Source organism: Hyphomonadaceae bacterium BL14, from assembly GCA_027627705.1.
GTDB lineage: Bacteria > Pseudomonadota > Alphaproteobacteria > Caulobacterales > Maricaulaceae > Oceanicaulis.
On sequence record CP091242.1, the window covers coordinates 1415324 to 1430275 of the forward strand.

At 67.4% G+C, this 14952-nt stretch carries 16 protein-coding genes and 1 tRNA gene; 8 read left to right on the forward strand and 9 right to left on the reverse strand.

The genetic code is table 11. The features are described 5' to 3' along the window. Positions 1 to 19: 19 nt before the first annotated feature. From L2D00_06820 to queF, 4 genes are all read right to left on the reverse strand, one after another. Positions 20 to 214, reverse strand: coding sequence for a helix-turn-helix transcriptional regulator (locus tag L2D00_06820; GenBank protein ID WBQ14382.1), 195 nt, complete (start codon positions 212 to 214; stop codon positions 20 to 22). Further along, positions 211 to 597, reverse strand: coding sequence for a hypothetical protein (locus tag L2D00_06825; protein ID WBQ14383.1), 387 nt, complete (start codon positions 595 to 597; stop codon positions 211 to 213). The genes L2D00_06820 and L2D00_06825 overlap by 4 nt, the downstream gene beginning before the upstream one ends. Next, positions 594 to 737 carry a hypothetical protein gene (locus L2D00_06830; protein ID WBQ14384.1) on the reverse strand — a complete coding sequence of 48 codons (144 nt, stop codon included), beginning with the start codon at positions 735 to 737 and terminating at the stop codon, positions 594 to 596. The genes L2D00_06825 and L2D00_06830 overlap by 4 nt, the downstream gene beginning before the upstream one ends. A gap of 114 nt (positions 738 to 851) precedes the next feature. After that, positions 852 to 1316 (reverse strand): preQ(1) synthase, encoded by a 465-nt coding sequence (queF, locus tag L2D00_06835; protein WBQ14385.1) that lies wholly within the window; start codon positions 1314 to 1316, stop codon positions 852 to 854. Between the two features lie 111 nt (positions 1317 to 1427). On the opposite strand from queF, the gene L2D00_06840 reads away from it, so the two are divergent. Further along, on the forward strand, positions 1428 to 3137 hold the full coding sequence (locus L2D00_06840; GenBank protein WBQ14386.1) for a cation:proton antiporter: 1710 nt from the start codon (positions 1428 to 1430) through the stop codon (positions 3135 to 3137). Here L2D00_06840 and radC read toward each other — a convergent pair. After that, a complete protein-coding gene (radC, locus tag L2D00_06845; protein ID WBQ14387.1) occupies positions 3115 to 3858 on the reverse strand; it encodes a DNA repair protein RadC in 744 nt (247 codons plus the stop codon). The genes L2D00_06840 and radC overlap by 23 nt on opposite strands. Positions 3859 to 4004: 146 nt before the next feature. Here radC and L2D00_06850 point away from each other — a divergent pair. The 4 genes from L2D00_06850 to purB all read left to right on the forward strand — a co-directional run bounded on the left by L2D00_06850 (position 4005) and on the right by purB (position 8458). Then, positions 4005 to 4093, forward strand: a tRNA-Leu gene (locus L2D00_06850). A 234-nt stretch (positions 4094 to 4327) separates the two neighbouring features. Then, positions 4328 to 5668 carry a hypothetical protein gene (locus L2D00_06855; GenBank protein ID WBQ14388.1) on the forward strand — a complete coding sequence of 447 codons (1341 nt, stop codon included), beginning with the start codon at positions 4328 to 4330 and terminating at the stop codon, positions 5666 to 5668. Positions 5669 to 5768: 100 nt separating this feature from the next. Continuing rightward, positions 5769 to 7061 (forward strand): MFS transporter, encoded by a 1293-nt coding sequence (locus tag L2D00_06860; GenBank protein WBQ14389.1) that lies wholly within the window; start codon positions 5769 to 5771, stop codon positions 7059 to 7061. Positions 7062 to 7156: 95 nt separating this feature from the next. Beyond that, entirely contained in the window at positions 7157 to 8458 is a 1302-nt protein-coding gene (gene purB, locus L2D00_06865) for an adenylosuccinate lyase (protein WBQ14390.1), read from the forward strand. On the opposite strand, the gene L2D00_06870 is transcribed toward purB, so the two are convergent. The 3 genes from L2D00_06870 to serS form a co-directional block, all read right to left on the reverse strand. Next, positions 8455 to 9102, reverse strand: coding sequence for a protein-L-isoaspartate(D-aspartate) O-methyltransferase (locus tag L2D00_06870; protein ID WBQ14391.1), 648 nt, complete (start codon positions 9100 to 9102; stop codon positions 8455 to 8457). The two genes, purB and L2D00_06870, sit on opposite strands and share 4 nt — an antisense overlap. Beyond that, the gene (gene surE, locus L2D00_06875) at positions 9099 to 9875 is read right to left on the reverse strand and encodes a 5'/3'-nucleotidase SurE (GenBank protein WBQ14392.1); all 777 of its coding nucleotides are present in this window, start codon (positions 9873 to 9875) and stop codon (positions 9099 to 9101) included. The genes L2D00_06870 and surE overlap by 4 nt, the downstream gene beginning before the upstream one ends. A gap of 331 nt (positions 9876 to 10206) precedes the next feature. Next, complete coding sequence (serS, locus tag L2D00_06880; GenBank protein ID WBQ14393.1) at positions 10207 to 11481, reverse strand: serine--tRNA ligase; 1275 nt, start codon at positions 11479 to 11481, stop codon at positions 10207 to 10209. Positions 11482 to 11623: 142 nt separating this feature from the next. Here serS and L2D00_06885 point away from each other — a divergent pair, with 142 nt between their 5' ends. Both L2D00_06885 and arfB read left to right on the forward strand, forming a co-directional pair. Continuing rightward, the gene (locus L2D00_06885; GenBank protein WBQ14394.1) at positions 11624 to 12946 is read left to right on the forward strand and encodes an MFS transporter; all 1323 of its coding nucleotides are present in this window, start codon (positions 11624 to 11626) and stop codon (positions 12944 to 12946) included. Between the two features lie 4 nt (positions 12947 to 12950). Beyond that, positions 12951 to 13364, forward strand: coding sequence for an aminoacyl-tRNA hydrolase (gene arfB, locus L2D00_06890; protein WBQ14395.1), 414 nt, complete (start codon positions 12951 to 12953; stop codon positions 13362 to 13364). Between the two features lie 6 nt (positions 13365 to 13370). Here arfB and L2D00_06895 read toward each other — a convergent pair whose 3' ends face one another. After that, positions 13371 to 14390: a 2'-deoxycytidine 5'-triphosphate deaminase gene (locus L2D00_06895; protein WBQ14396.1), complete on the reverse strand. Its 1020-nt coding sequence runs from the start codon at positions 14388 to 14390 to the stop codon at positions 13371 to 13373. Between the two features lie 153 nt (positions 14391 to 14543). Here L2D00_06895 and apaG point away from each other — a divergent pair, with 153 nt between their 5' ends. After that, complete coding sequence (gene apaG, locus L2D00_06900) at positions 14544 to 14936, forward strand: Co2+/Mg2+ efflux protein ApaG (protein WBQ14397.1); 393 nt, start codon at positions 14544 to 14546, stop codon at positions 14934 to 14936. Positions 14937 to 14952: the final 16 nt, after the last annotated feature.

The following is a 14952-nucleotide window of genomic DNA, read 5'->3' on the forward strand; positions in this document are numbered from 1 at the left end:
CGTTCAGTGGAAGACAGGCTCAGCCCTTGGGGTCGAACACGTCTTCGATGTTGAGCTCAAACACCTCCGCGATCTTGAACGCCAGGCTCAGCGAGGGATCGTGCTTGCCTGTTTCCACCGCGTTGATCGCCTGGCGCGACACGCCGACCCGCTCGCCCAGCTCGGCCTGGCTCCAGCGCCGCTCGGCGCGCAGCACATGGATGCGGTTCTTCATTTGAAGCGCCTCGACACGAAGGGCAGGACCACGCCCCAGACCAGAGCCATCGCCGGAAGGACGTTGATCACCGAAATGGCCGGCGCGCCCGCCCAGCTCTCCAGAAAGCCCCAGGTGAACGTGGCGAAGCTCACCACCCCTGCGGCGATCAGGAGCGATTCGGAATGAATGCGCGCCTGCACTTCGTCCATCTCACGCAGGAAGATCACAAACTCGCGCAAGGCCAGGAGCGCGGGGATAACGGGGATGATGGCGAGAATCACCTTCACCGGCCCGGACGGATCGAACATCCTCAATCCCATGGTGGCGCCGACCACGGCGAGACCATAGACGACCATCAGGGTCACAAAGCGCACCGAGTAGCGTTTGGCCGCCGGGGTCATGAGCGCGCCTCCAGCAGCCAGGCCGCCGCCAGGTTCGCTACATCGGTCATCCAGGGGACCAGATCCCCCGCCGCAGCCACAGCTGCCAGCGCCAGGGCCCCAAACCATAATCCGTCTACCGCCCGGGATCGTCTCGTCATTGTCGCCTCCATCAGGTTAGCTTGACCAACAGTCATGCAAACCTGACACATACCTGCATGTCATGTCAACCTGACTTTTTATCAGGTCTGCCTTTCACATGCCGGAGAGAAGGTTCAGCCGCGTCCGCGATAGGGCGCGACGCCCTGATCGGGGATCCACAGGCCCTTGGGCACCTCGCCCCACTGAGCGAACACGTCGATGGGAATGCCGCCACGCGGATACCAGTAGCCGCCGATGCGCAGCCATTTGGGGCTCAGTTCGTCGACCAGACGCTTGCCGATCATGGTGGTGCAGGCTTCGTGGAAGGCGCCGTGATTGCGGAAGCTCTGGAAGAACAGCTTGAGCGACTTGGATTCCACGATCCATTGCGCGGGCGCATAGTCGATCACGATATGGGCAAAATCAGGCTGACCGGTCACCGGACAGATCGAGGTGAATTCCGGGCAGACAAAGCGGATCAGGTAGTCACTGTCCTGCGCCGGGTTCTCCACCCGCTCCAGCACGGCGTCCTCGGGGCGCTGCGGTGCGGCACCCGTCGAACCCAGCTGTTCAAGTTTTTCGTATCGCGTATCGGTCATACGGCGGCCATGTAGCGCTGCACGCGCGGATGGGCAATGGCACACGCGCCGCTGTGCACCTATGTTTGCACCGCCCGATCCTGTGTCGTCTCCTGTTTTGGCCCGCGCACCATGTCCGACGCCCTCGCCATCTTGCCGGCTGTAACGCTTCTGGCGGTGGGGTTGGCATGCATCCTGATTGCCCGCGCCCTGAAGCTGTCGCCCATCGTGGCCTTCATCGCCGCGGGCGTGCTGATCGGCCCGAACGCTCTGGGTATCGCGCCGCTGAACGCCACCACGGCCCTGCTGGCCCAGCTGGGTGTGGTGTTCCTGCTGTTCGAGATCGGGCTGGGGTTCTCCTCACGCACCGTGCGTGAAAGCGGGCGGGATCTGGCGATTCTGGGGCCGCTGCAGATGCTGATCTGCGGTGCCGGTTTCACGCTGGCGGCGCGCCTGTTCGGGCTGGACTGGCCCATGGCGCTGGTGGTCGGACTGGGCGCGGGCATCTCGGCCACCGCCGTGGTCACGGCAACACTGGCCGAGCGTGGCATCGCCACCTGCCCGCTGGGCCGCTCCTCCACAGCGCTTCTGGTGTTTCAGGATGTCGCGGGCATTTTCCTTCTGGTGTTCGCGGTGTCGCTGGACGGGTCCGGCCCGCTGGGATGGGCGCTGGCCGAAGCCGGTGCGAAAGCGTTCGCAGCCGCCCTCGCCGCCGTGCTGATCGGCCGGTTCGCAGCGCGCCCCGCTTTATCGCTGCTGGCGCGCGCCAACATGGCCGAAGTGTTCACCGCTGCGGCCCTGCTGCTGGTGCTGGCCACCGCTGCGGCCACCGGCGCGCTGGGCCTGTCGCTCACTCTGGGCGCGTTTCTGGCGGGCGTCATCGTCGCCGAGACGCCCTACCGTACCGTGGTGAAGACCGAGGCGCGTCCGTTCGGCGCGCTGCTGCTGGGCTTTTTCTTCATCACCGTCGGCATGGGGCTCGACTGGCGCGAAATGGCCGCCCAGGCGCCCTGGATTGCACTGGCCATCGCCGGGCTGATGCTGGGCAAGACCATGCTCACCTTCATTGCCGCGCTGGCGTCGGGCTGGAGCCGTCCGGGCGCGGCCCAGCTCGCCTTCGTGACCGCGCAAGGGTCGGAGTTCGGCCTGGTCCTGCTGGCGTTGCCCTCCATCGCCAGCGCGCTGGGGTCGCAGGCGGCGGGCGTCCTCGTGGCGGCCAGCGCGATTTCGCTGGCCCTGACGCCGGCCTGGACGGCGGTGGGTATGAAGCTGGCGCGCAAGCTGGCGCAGGCCAAAGCGGCCCCGTCCACACCGTCCGCTGATCCCTACGCCCGGCCCCCGATCCTGGTTTTCGCCGCCACACCGGCCGGGCGCATGGCCATGGATGCGCTCACCCGCTTCAACATCCCCTTCGTGGCGGTGGAGTTCGACGCCGAGCGCTTCCTGGCCGCCACCGCAGACGGTTATGACATGACCTTCGGCGATCCCAGTGATGTGCGCCTGATGACCGCCGTGGGCGTGACGCGCGCCCGCGCCCTTGTGCTGGGCCAGTCGCGCTATGAGATTTCCAGGGAGATCACGCCCTTCATCAACGCCACCTATCCGGACCTCCAGCGCATCGTGGCGGTGCGCACACCTGAGGAAAAAGCCGCTCACGAAGCGCTGGGCATGATCGCCATCATCACCCGCGGCCAGCCCGAAGGCGTGGACTTCGCCGTCGCGGTCTTGCGCTTTGCCGGGGTGGAGGAGGCAGGCATCGCGCGCTGGCTCGCCGATGTACACGAGGCCCACTCTGCCGCACGCCCGGCCCCCATGCTGGCTACAGCAGACCCAGCGCCTTGAAGCTGGCTGTGCGTTCGCGCCCGACCACGATATGGTCATGGACCACAATGTCGAACGGCTTGCCCGCCTCGCAGATGCGCTTGGTCATCTCGATATCGGCGCGCGAGGGCGTGGGATCGCCGCTAGGATGGTTGTGGACCAGGATAATGGCGCTGGAATCCAGCGACAGGGCGCGCTTGACGATTTCACGGGGATACACCGGGGCATGGTCCACCGTGCCGCGCGCCTGAAACTCGTCGGCCACCAGCCGGTTTTTCTTGTCCAGGAACAGCACCCGGAACTCCTCGGTCGTGGCATGGGCCAGTGCCGCACGCAGATAGTCCAGCAGCGCCGACCACGAGGAAATCACCGGGCGGCCCGTCACCTGCTCACGCGCCATGCGCACCGCGAGCACCTGGATGAGTTTCAGGTCCAGCGCCGTCTTCTCCGACACGCCGCGCACCTCGGTCAGCTGCTCGACGCGCGCCGCGCACACCCGCGCCGTATCGCCAAAGCGCGTCAGCAAGGCCTTGGCCAGCGGCTTCACATCGCGGCGCGGGATGGATCGGAACAGGGCCAGCTCCAACAGCTCGTAATCGGCCAGCCCCTCCCCGCCCGTCTCGGCGAAGCGCGCGCGCAGCCGGTCGCGATGGCCGTGATAATGCGGCTGCGTTGGCGACGCCGACTCGGCCACGGACAGGGGCTCAGGCCGCTGCTCGGACTGGGGATCAGATGCACTCATGAAGCCGCACGCGCTCGCTGCTGCCGGTTCGCCTGACACGATGCTAACGCCACCCCGCCTCGCCCGCCAGACGAATCGCGCGCACGCGCCATAACCGCCCGCCCCTCTTGGCTTGGCCCCCCGGGGCGGCTATCGAATGGGACAAGGCGGGCGTGGCGGAACTGGTAGACGCACCGGACTTAAAATCCGTTGGAGGGCAACCTCCGTGCCGGTTCGATTCCGGCCGCCCGCACCAGATTTCCTGTGCTCACGCCCTCCGGGCGCTCGCTCCTCGCTAAAGCTGCGGGCGCGCAGGTGCGCTCTCGCCTCTGCGAAACCGGGGCTCAGCTCCGGCGTAGCCGGGTGCGAACCCTGACGGGTTCGGGGTGCTCTCCGCTCGCATGGTCACCCGCTAAACCGCCCCCGGCGATAGCCTGCTTGTGCGCATCGCCCTAGAGTGCGTGCTCCCGCCTCGCCGGAGCCTTGCTGCATGAGTGAGTTTTGCATCCTGCCCCCGCATCTGGACGCCGACGCCAATGCGGTCCGGTTCGTATTTGACTGTCCGCGTTTCGGGCGGTTTGAAGAGATAGTGCGCTTTGCGCCCCATGCCCGCGTCGACGCTATTGAGGAGCCAGTGCGCAGCGGCCTTCTCACCCTGGCGGCGATCCTGATCGGGACGAGCTATTACAAGGCGGCGCCGGCGGGCCGTATAAGCGTTGAGGCGCCCCTGACCCGCGCCGCGCGCCGTCTCGCCGAGCTGGCCTACGGGCCGGGGCTGGGCGAGTTTTATGTGCGCAATCACCTGCCCTACCCGCCGGCACTGGAGATCACCGGACCGGACATCGCCGATGCGCGCGCGCCTGACCGTGCGCCGCCCCCCCGCCCTCGCGCGGCCTGCGCCTTTGGTGGCGGCAAGGACAGCCATGTAGCGCGCGCCATTCTCGAGGCGGCCGGCGCACAAAGCGAACTGGTCAGCGTGATCCTGTCGCCGCGCGTCGGCGCGCGCCTGCAATCCATGACCGATGCCCCACTGACCCTAATGACCAGGGTCATTGATCCGCGCCTCATCACGCTGTCGCGCTCGGGCGAAGCGCTAAACGGCCATATCCCGATCACGGGCATCAATTCATGCCTGCTGGCGCTGCATGCGGCGGCCTGCGGTCAGGACTGGGTGGTGTTCGCCAATGAGCGCGCCGCCAGCGAACCGACGATGACTAGCGATGGCCATCCGGTGAACCATCAATTCTCCAAATCGCTCGAATTCGAGGATGCCCTGCGCGACGCCTTCGCCGCGGCCGGGGCCGGGATCGATTACTTCTCCGTCCTGCGCCCGGTGAGCGAACTATGGACTGCGCATTATCTGGCCTGCCGTGCGCCGGAGGCGCTGGATGTGTTCGCCAGCTGCAACCGCAATTTCGTGTTTGCGGGTGAGGCGGTGCTGGCCGAGGGCCAGCGCTGGTGCGGGCGCTGCTCCAAATGCGTCTATACCGGCGTGCTGATGGCCTGCTGGCTGACGCCGGAGCGCCATGAGGACGTGTTCCAGAGCCGCCCGCTCCATGATCCGGCCAATCTCGATCACGTTTTCGACATCGCCGGGCTCACCGGCGCCAAGCCGTGGGAGTGCGTGGGCGAGGCGCGCGAAGTGGCCGCCGCCCTGCATCATCTCTCCAGCGATCCCGTCTGGGCCGAAGCGCCGGTCATCGCCGGGGTGAAAGACAAGCTCGGCCAGCGCTGGGACCTCGCAGAGCTCGCCGCAACATTCGCCGGCGCGCTTGACGCGCGCAGCGTGCACCGCATGCCACCTGCTGTCGCTGCGCACCTCGAAGCTTAAAGTTTCGTCATGTTGCGCGCCTTGCCACGGCACCCGGCGCAGTCAACCTTCGACCAGAGTTTTGATCTTGCCCGCCCCTGGCGGTCCGGAGCCTGGTAACATGACTGAGACCGCCGCCGACCCTGACGCGGACGCGCCGGCCGGGCGCGCATGGACGGCGCTGATCGTGCTGGGCGTGGTGTATCTGATCAATTTCATGGATCGCCAGCTGTTCGCGGTGTTGCAGGAAGATATCCGCGCCGATCTGGCCCTGAACGACACCCAGCTCGCGCTGCTGGGCGGCACCATGTTCGCGGTGTTCTACGCCACGCTGGGCCTGCCCTTGGCATGGCTCGCCGACCGCACCAACCGGGTGCGCCTTATTGCGGCGTGCTGCGTGGTGTGGAGCGCCTTCACCGCCCTGTCCGGCATGGCCGCCGGCTTCTGGCAGATGGCGCTGGCGCGCATCGGCGTCGCGTCTGGCGAGGCTGGCGGCGTGGCGCCGTCCTACGCGGTCATCTCCGATTATTTCCCGGCCGGCCGCAGGGGCCTGGCCATAGGACTGTTCTCCATCGGCGCGCCGCTGGGCATCGCGGCCGGATCAGCGCTGGGCGCCCTGATCGCAGCGGCTCTGGGCTGGCGCTGGGCTTTCGTCCTTCTGGCCCTGCCCGGCCTTATTGCCGCGCTGGCCCTGGTGATTCTGGTGCGCGAGCCGAAGCGGGGGCGTCTCGACGCCATCGTCGAGCCGGTTACGGTCCCGCGCCCGTTCGACGCCGCGCGCGCCATACTCGCCTCTCCGACCCTGGTCTTGCTCACCCTGGGCGCGGCAGCCACCTCGTTTGCCGGCTACGGCATGTATCAATGGCTGCCCTCCTTCCTGATGCGCAGCCAGGGTCTGGTGATGGCTGAAATCGGCCAGTTCCTGGCCCCCCTTTTCCTGCTGGGCGTACTGGGCGCTGTTGGCGGCGGCTGGCTGGCCGACCGGGTCGGCCGCACGCATCCGGCTGCCTACGCCCTGATCCCCGCGTTCACCGTGCTGGCCATGGCGCCGTTCTTTCTGGCCGCATTGATGGTGGACAGCGGCTATGCCTCTCTCATTCTCCTCGCCGTGCCGATCAGTCTGGCCTATGCCTGGCTCGGCCCGGGACTGGCGGCGGTGCAGACATTGTCGCGGCCCGAACACCGCGCCACAACGGCGGCGGTCATCGCCTTCTTCAACAATCTCATCGGCATCGGCCTGGGCCCGCTGGCCATCGGTGCCCTGTCTGATTGGCTCAGCAATCACATGAGCGAGGGCGACGCCCTGCGCTACGCGCTGATGGCGGGCGTGGCGATGTTCCTCGTGGCCTCCGGCCTGTTCTTCGCGGCTGCCGCCACCATGCGCCGCGAAGTCCCGGCCTTCGCGAAGGCCTGACCACCGCCCTCACACCAGCCCCTGCCCTTGCCCCTGACCGCGTGCTGGCCTATGCCCGCGCCCATGTTGTCAGCCCGCCAGCGCGTCGAGGCGTCATGATCCCCCGCTATACCCGTCCCGAAATGGCCGCCATCTGGTCGAGCGAAACCCGCTACCGCATCTGGTTCGAGATCGAGGCCCACGCCACTGACAAGCTGGCAGAGCTGGGCGTTGTCCCGGCCTCTGCTGCCAAGGCCGTGTGGAAAGCCAGGGATATGAGCTTTGACATCGCGCGCATCGACGAGATCGAGCGCGAGGTGAAGCATGATGTCATTGCCTTCCTGACCCATCTGGCTGAGCTCGTCGGCGAGGAAGCGCGATTCGTCCATCAGGGCCTGACCAGTTCGGACGTGCTCGACACCTGTCTGGCGGTCCAGCTGACGCGCAGCGCTGACCTGCTGCTGGAGGGCATGGACCGGGTGCTGGCTGCGCTGAAGGCGCGGGCGCTTGAACACAAGATGACGATCTGTATCGGACGCAGCCACGGCATCCATGCCGAGCCCACCACGATGGGGCTGAAATTCGCGCGCTTTCATGCCGAGTTCGCCCGCAACCGCGCCCGCCTCGAAACCGCCCGGCGCGAGATCGCGACCTGCGCCATTTCCGGCGCGGTGGGCACGTTCGCCAATGTGGACCCGGCGGTGGAAGCTCATGTGGCTGAAGCGCTCGGCCTCGAGATCGAGCCCATCTCCACCCAGGTCATTCCGCGCGACCGCCATGCCGCCTTCTTTGCCGCGCTGGGCCTGATCGCCTCGGCGATTGAAAACCTGTCGGTGGAGGTGCGCCACCTTCAGCGCTCGGAAGTGCGCGAGGCGCAGGAGTATTTCTCGCCGGGCCAGAAGGGCTCGTCGGCCATGCCCCACAAGCGCAATCCGATCCTGACAGAAAACCTCACCGGCCTTGCACGTCTGGTGCGTTCAGCGGTGACGCCCGCCATGGAGAATGTCGCCCTGTGGCATGAGCGCGACATCTCCCATTCCAGCGTGGAGCGCGGCATCGGGCCGGATGCGTGCGTGCATCTCGATTTCGCCCTGCACCGCACCGCCTCCATGATCGAAGGCCTGATCGTGCACGCCGACCGCTGCAAAGAGAATCTCGACGCCTTTGGCGGCATCCACAATTCCCAGCGCGTGCTGCTGGCGCTGACCCAGGCCGGAGCCGCGCGCGAGGACGCCTATCGCCTGGTCCAGCGCAATGGCCTGAAGACCTGGGATGAGGGCGGCCGCCTGATCGACCATCTCAAGGCCGATGCCGACGTGATGGCGCTATTGGGCGCGGACGGCATTCAAGCCTGCTTCGATGATGCCTGGCACACACGCCATGTGGATGTGATTTTCGCGCGGGTGTTCGGTGCCTAGAGCGCCTTGGCCTCGCCCGGCACCAGCGGCACGAAACGCACGTCGAACAGAGCGTCTTCGCTAACCGCGCCGTCGTCGCCGCGCCGGTAACGCATCAGGGTCTGGACCGCGCCGTTCTGCACCGGCGCCACACAGATTCCGCCGGATTTCAGCTGGTCGAGCAGGCCGTCCGGCCGCGCCGCCGCTCCGGCGGTGACCATGATCCGGTCAAACGGTGCCTGTTCTGGCCAGCCTTTGGTCCCGTCACCCGTGCGCTGGACAATGGTGGTCAGGCGCAGGGCCGCAAACCGCTCGCCCGCCTCGCGCGCCAGCGTGCGGTAGCGCTCGATGGTGTAGACCCGGCGCGCCAGGCGCGCCAGCACGGCGGCCTGGTAGCCAGAGCCTGTGCCGATCTCCAGCACCTTGCAGCGGTCATCCACCTGCAGCGCCTCGGTCATCGCCGCCACCACAAAGGGCTGGGAGATGGTCTGGCCGCAATCAATGGGCAGGGCCCGGTTCTCATAGGCCTGATCAGAGAAGCCCTCGGGCACGAACAGGGCGCGCGGCGTGCGTTCGATGGCAGCCAGCACCCGCTTGTCGGAAATCCCGGCCGAGCGCAGCGCCATCACCAGCTGGATCAGGCGGGTGTCCGGCCCGGCGCTCATGCCAGCGCTTTCGCCAGCCGGGCGCGGGTGTCGTGGTGGGTGAGATCGAGATGCAGCGGCGTGATGGAAATGCGCCCCTCATACACCGCGCGCAGATCCGTCCCCACCGCCGGATCGGATTTCTTGCCCGTAAAGCCCATCCAGAAATATTCCCGGCCGCGCAGATCCATCCGCTTTTCGGCGTGAACAACATTGTGGTCGCGCATGCCCTGCACCGTCACCTCCACGCCCGCCACGTCGTCGGGGGCGCGGTCGGGGAAGTTGACATTCATCAGCACGTTCTGGCTCCAGGGGGCGTTCAGCAGCTTCTGCAGAATGCCCGGGCCGTGCTGGCGTGCGGTCTCCCACTGGATCGCGGCCTTGCCGGAAAACCCGTAGGCCTGTGAGAAAGCGATGGAGGTGATGCCGAACTGGATGCCCTGCATGGCACCGGCCACCGTGCCGGAAAACGTCACGTCCTCGGCGATGTTCTGACCTGAATTGACGCCCGACAGCAAAAGGTCCGGCGTCTTGCCCGCCATGATGTTCTGCACCGCCATGTGCACGCAGTCGGTGGGCGTGCCGCTCACCGCAAAGCGCCGCTCGCCCAGCTGCTGGATGCGCAGCGGCGCGGTCAGGGTCAGCGCCCGGCTCATGCCCGACTGCTCGCCCTCGGGCGCGACGATCCAGACATCGTCCGACAGGGTGCGCGCGATGTCTTCCAGCACTGCCAGGCCCGGCGCATGCACGCCGTCATCATTGACCAGCAGAATGCGCGGATTGTCCGGGATCATGACGTTCTCTCAGGGCTATGGCGCAAGCGGGGCCGCCCCCTCTCCCCCATGACTATGGGGGAGAGAGTACGGATGATCGTATTTGGAGCGGGTTTGTCGGATTGGGGTGAAACGGACCTGTCAGCCCTCCCTCCCCCACCGGGGGAGGGCCGGGGTGGGGGGCATGCCGGCTCAGCGATCGTCACGTCACCCGCCATCGCCTCACACCCCACCCCAACCCTCCCCTCAAGGGGAGGGAGGAAGGGCCCATTGCTCAAATGCGATAGCCCTGCCTCAAGGAGGGAAGAGGAGGCTTTGACGCCGCGCTTTATCGGGGCGGGTGAAGTGCCGTTCACGGCGCGATCACCTCGATACCGCCCATATACGGGCGCAGGGCCGCCGGGATGGTCACCGAGCCGTCGGCGTTCTGGTGGTTCTCCAGGATCGCCACCAGCGCCCGGCCGACCGCCACGCCCGAGCCATTGAGGGTGTGAAGAAACTCCGGCTTCTTCTCGCCCTCGCGGCGCAGGCGCGCATTCATGCGCCGGGCCTGGAAGTCACCGCAGTTCGAGCACGAGCTGATCTCGCGATAGGTGTTCTGGGTCGGCAGCCAGACTTCCAGATCATAGGTGCGGCGCGCCGCGAACCCCATATCGCCCGCGCACAGCGCCATCACCCGGTAGGGCAACTCCAGCGCGCGCAGCACGGCCTCCGCGCACCCTGTCATGCGCTCCAGCTCCTCCTCCGACTGGTCGGGCGCCACCACCGAGACCAGCTCCACCTTGAGGAACTGGTGCATGCGGATGAGCCCGCGCGTATCACGCCCCGCCGACCCGGCCTCGGACCGGAAGCAGGGGGTGAGCGCGGTGAGGCGCAGCGGGAACGCGCTCTCGGGATGAATGGCGTCGCGCACGAGATTGGTCAGCGGCACCTCGGCGGTGGGGATGAGCCAGAAATCGTTTGTCGTGCGGAACAGGTCTTCGGCGAATTTGGGCAATTGCCCGGTGCCAAACACCGCCTCATCGCGCACCAGATAGGGCACGCTGGTCTCACGATAGCCGTTCTCGGTCGTGTGCATGTCCAGCATGAACTGGCCCAACGCCCGCTCGAGGCGCGCCAGAGGACCCTGCAGCACGGCAAAGCGCGCGCCCGACATGGCGGCGGCACGTTCAAAATCGAGGCCCAGCCGTTCGCCAATCGTCACATGATCGGCCGGTTCAAAATCAAACTCACGCGGTTCGCCCCAGCCGCGCACTTCCTCATTGGCATGCTCGTCCTCGCCGTCGGGCACGTCTTCAGCGGGCGCGTTCGGCAGGGCGGCGAGGGCCTGGTTGAGCACTTCCTCGGCCTTGGCGGCGTCGGCATTGCAGCGCTCCATCTCGCCTTTGAGCGCCTCCACCTCGGCGCGCAGCGCTTCGAAGCGGTCGTTTTCGCCGCGGCCCTTGGCGATGCCGATCTCCTTGGACGCCGCATTGCGCCGGGTCTCCAGCTCCTGCAGGCGCGTGGTGGCCTCGCGCCGGCGCGCATCGAGATCGATCAGGCGCTCGGCCTGGGGCGTCAGGCCCCGGCGGGCCATGGCGGCGTCAAACGCGCCCGGATTGTCACGGATGAGGCGGATGTCATGCATGGCGGACCGACTTTGGAAAAAGAGGCGTGGCGGGTGAAGCGGGCGTGTCTGCGGTGATACAGAAGCTGCGTGAGTGCGTCCACCATGGCGCCCGCGCGCAGGTGTGCTTGAATGGACGAAATCCGCCATACGGGATTCGCCCATGACCAGCCGGCAAGCGCCCGCCGACCAGCTCGCCGAAACCGTTTACAACGCGCTCTATGACGACGCCGAGGCGCGGGTCTGCAAGGACATTCCCGAAAGCGCCTGCGCCCACCTGCCGCGCAATTTCGTGTTCTCCGCCATCGCGCTGGCCCTGACCAAGAGCGGCGACCGGCTGGTAGACCCCAAGCTGACGCTGGCCTGGCTCATTTCGGCGCTGGGCGCGCCGGGCTTCCTGATCGGCCTGATCGCGCCGGTGCGTGAGGCGGGCTCGCTCCTGCCCCAGCTCTTCATCGCCCGCTGGATCCGTGAACGTGAGCGGCGCAAATTCGTCTGGGCGGGCGGCGCTGTGGGTCAGGCGCTGGCCCTGTTCGCCATGGCCGTCGCCGCTTTGGTGCTCGACGGCGAGGCGGCGGGCTGGGTGCTGATCGGCCTTCTGGCCCTGTTCGCTCTGGCGCGCGCCTTCTGCTCGGTCAGTCACAAGGATGTGCTGGGCAAGACCGTGTCCAAGACACGGCGCGGCGCGGTGTCGGGCTATGCCTCTTCGCTTTCGGGCCTTGCCGCTTTGGGCTTTGGCGTGCTGCTGATCCTGGCGCCGGAGACCGAACCGTCGGTCATCGCGCTGATCCTGGCAGCGGGCGGCGTGCTCTGGGTCCTCGCGGCGCTGGCCTATCTCCAGCTCGCCGAGGCGCCCGGTGCCACTGAGGGCGGTGCCAACGCCTTCACCGAGTCCATTGGCCAGCTGACGCTGCTGAAGACCGATCCCGATTTCGCCCGCTTCGTACTGGCGCGCGCCTTCTTCATGGCCACCTCGCTCCTGCCGCCTTTTTTCGTGGCGTATGCCCAGTCCCTGACAGGCACCGATCTGGCAGGTCTGGGCGCTTTCCTGATCGCGTCCAGCGCGGCGGGATTCGCCAGCGGCTGGGCCTGGGGACGCTCGGCCGACACATCCGCACGCTGGGTACTGGCCGCGGCGGGTCTGGTGGCAGCGCTGGCATGCGCTCTGGTGGCGGGCGCAGGGCTCGCCGGTCTCAGCTGGGGCGGGAATGTCTGGTTCCATGCCTTCGCGCTGTTCCTGCTGGCCTTCGCCCATCAGGGCGTACGGCTGGGCCGCGCCACCTATGTGGTGGATCTTGCCACGCAGGAGACGCGCGCAGCCTACACCGCCGTGTCCAACACGGTGATCGGCGTTCTGTTGCTGGTGATCGGCGCGCTGGCCGGCGCAGCGTTCGGCGCCTTCGGACCGGCAGCCATCGCGGGCCTTGGCGTCATTTGCCTGATTGCGTCAGGACTGGCGCTGAGCCTGAAGCCTGTGTCAGGCTGAGCCCATGCGCATCAATGACGCCATCACGATTGACGAGCGCCTGATCGAGGAGCGTTTTGTGCGCGCGTCCGGTCCGGGCGGGCAGCACGTGAACACCACATCCAGCGCCGTACAGCTGCGCTTCAACCTGGCCGCCAGCGATCTGCCCGAACCGGTGAAGGAGCGGCTCGCCCGGCTGGCCGGTTCACGCCTGAGCGCGGACGGCGTGCTGGTGCTGCATGCCAGCGCCCATCGCTCCCAGATGCGCAATCGCGAAGAGGCGCGGGTGCGGCTGCGCATGCTGATCCTGCAGGCCAGCCGCAAGCCCAAGGCGCGCAAGCCCACACGGCCCACCCTCGCCTCCATCAAACGCCAGAAAACCGCCAAGGCCAAACGCAGCACGGTCAAGGCGCTGCGCGGCAAGCCTGCCGAGGACTGAACGCCCTCAGCTCGAGAAATGTTTGGACAGCTTCAGGCCCTGCGCCTGGTAATTGGACCCGGCCGCGCCATAGGGCCGGCGCACCGCGCCTGCCATGGGCTCATACACCAGCCGGGCCACGGCCTGTCCGTGATCCAGAATGAAGGGCACGTCGCGCCCGCGCACTTCCAGCACAGCGCGCGATCCCGCGCCGCCGGCTTCCGCCACGCCAAAGCCCGGATCGAAGAAGCCGGCATAATGGGCGCGGAACTCGCCGATCTCCGGCGCGATCGGCGCCATCTCGGCGGCCTCGTCCACCGGGACGCTCACCGCCTCGCGGCTGGCCAGAATATAGAACTCGCCCGGATCAAGCACGATACGCCCGCGCTCGGCATGGACAGGCTCCCAGAAGCGTTTGGCGTCATGGGCACCGACGCCGGCCAGGTCCACCAGCGGGCTGTGCCGCCGCGCGCGCCAGCCCACCGGCCCGCCGCCATTCTCAACATCCACTGTCAGCGTGATCGCGCGCAGCGGGACATGGTCGCCCCGGCGCAGGCGCACCTGCGCCAGCCGGTCGCCGGGCCGCGCCAGCACCGAAAACGTGCGGGGCGAAATCTCTATATACAACGGGCCGTTATAGCCCTCGGGCACCTGATCAAACGCGATAGACCCGTCCCCGATCACCCGCGTGAACACATCAAGACGCCCGGTGGAGCTTTTCGGATTGGCCGCCGCCGACACGCCGGGCGGCAGGGCGAGGCGCTCCTCCAGCTCGGCCAGATACACGCACCCGGTCTCCAGCACCGCCCCGCCCTCAAGGTCGAGGGCGTGCATGACGATATCGTCGTCCAGCCTCGCCGCCACTGTGCGCCCCGGTCCCGGCAGGAAGCTGGCGCGCAGGCGCCAGACCTTGCGGCCGAGGCGCAAATCCAGGCTGGCGGGCTGAATCTGCCCGGCCTCCAGCGGACGCGCCGCGCGAATCCAGCCCGCCTCAAAGGCACCCTCGAGCGCGGCGTCAGGCAGAATTCCGCTGGTCCGGGCGGTCATGTCAGTCTCGATCAGCCAGAATCGGTCACGGGCGGGATCGTACTGTCCCCGGGCGCTGCGCGCCTGTCCAGTTCACCGCGCTGCGCCAAGAGCGCTTGATTCGCCGGGCGCGCGGGTGTGAACTCATGATCTGGCGCTCTGTCGGAGGCAGGCATGTATACCCAAGAGACCGGCGGCGTGGTGATCCGCGTGGAGCCGTCCTTTCTGGAGTCGGAATCCGATCCCGAAGCCGGGCGCTTCGTATGGACCTACACGGTCGTGATTGAAAACACCGGCGGCGGCGCGATCCAGCTGATGGAGCGCGAGTGGCGCATCACCGATTCGGCCAACCGTACCGAGATCGTGCGCGGCGAAGGCGTGGTGGGCGAGCAGCCTGTGATTCGCCCCGGCTCGGCTTTCCGCTACACCTCCGGCGCGCCGCTGCGCACGCCATCGGGCTTCATGCGCGGGGCCTATGTGTTCCGCTGCGAGAACGGCCAGCAATTCAGCGCCGACATCCCCGCCTTCGCGCTGGACAGCCCGCTCAGCCGCTCCACCCGCCATTGACCGGGGGCGCGCGCCT

Coding starts and splice junctions, on each gene's coding strand:
- L2D00_06860 (WBQ14389.1), top strand. CDS start 5,769: ATGACTGAGACCGCCGCCGACCCTGACGCGGACGCGCCGGCCGGGCGC.
- serS (WBQ14393.1), bottom strand. CDS start 11,481: ATGCATGACATCCGCCTCATCCGTGACAATCCGGGCGCGTTTGACGCC.
- queF (WBQ14385.1), bottom strand. CDS start 1,316: ATGACCGATACGCGATACGAAAAACTTGAACAGCTGGGTTCGACGGGT.
- surE (WBQ14392.1), bottom strand. CDS start 9,875: ATGATCCCGGACAATCCGCGCATTCTGCTGGTCAATGATGACGGCGTG.
- purB (WBQ14390.1), top strand. CDS start 7,157: ATGATCCCCCGCTATACCCGTCCCGAAATGGCCGCCATCTGGTCGAGC.
- arfB (WBQ14395.1), top strand. CDS start 12,951: ATGCGCATCAATGACGCCATCACGATTGACGAGCGCCTGATCGAGGAG.
- L2D00_06855 (WBQ14388.1), top strand. CDS start 4,328: ATGAGTGAGTTTTGCATCCTGCCCCCGCATCTGGACGCCGACGCCAAT.
- L2D00_06870 (WBQ14391.1), bottom strand. CDS start 9,102: ATGAGCGCCGGGCCGGACACCCGCCTGATCCAGCTGGTGATGGCGCTG.
- apaG (WBQ14397.1), top strand. CDS start 14,544: ATGTATACCCAAGAGACCGGCGGCGTGGTGATCCGCGTGGAGCCGTCC.
- L2D00_06830 (WBQ14384.1), bottom strand. CDS start 737: ATGACGAGACGATCCCGGGCGGTAGACGGATTATGGTTTGGGGCCCTG.
- radC (WBQ14387.1), bottom strand. CDS start 3,858: ATGAGTGCATCTGATCCCCAGTCCGAGCAGCGGCCTGAGCCCCTGTCC.
- L2D00_06895 (WBQ14396.1), bottom strand. CDS start 14,390: ATGACCGCCCGGACCAGCGGAATTCTGCCTGACGCCGCGCTCGAGGGT.
- L2D00_06820 (WBQ14382.1), bottom strand. CDS start 214: ATGAAGAACCGCATCCATGTGCTGCGCGCCGAGCGGCGCTGGAGCCAG.
- L2D00_06825 (WBQ14383.1), bottom strand. CDS start 597: ATGACCCCGGCGGCCAAACGCTACTCGGTGCGCTTTGTGACCCTGATG.
- L2D00_06840 (WBQ14386.1), top strand. CDS start 1,428: ATGTCCGACGCCCTCGCCATCTTGCCGGCTGTAACGCTTCTGGCGGTG.
- L2D00_06885 (WBQ14394.1), top strand. CDS start 11,624: ATGACCAGCCGGCAAGCGCCCGCCGACCAGCTCGCCGAAACCGTTTAC.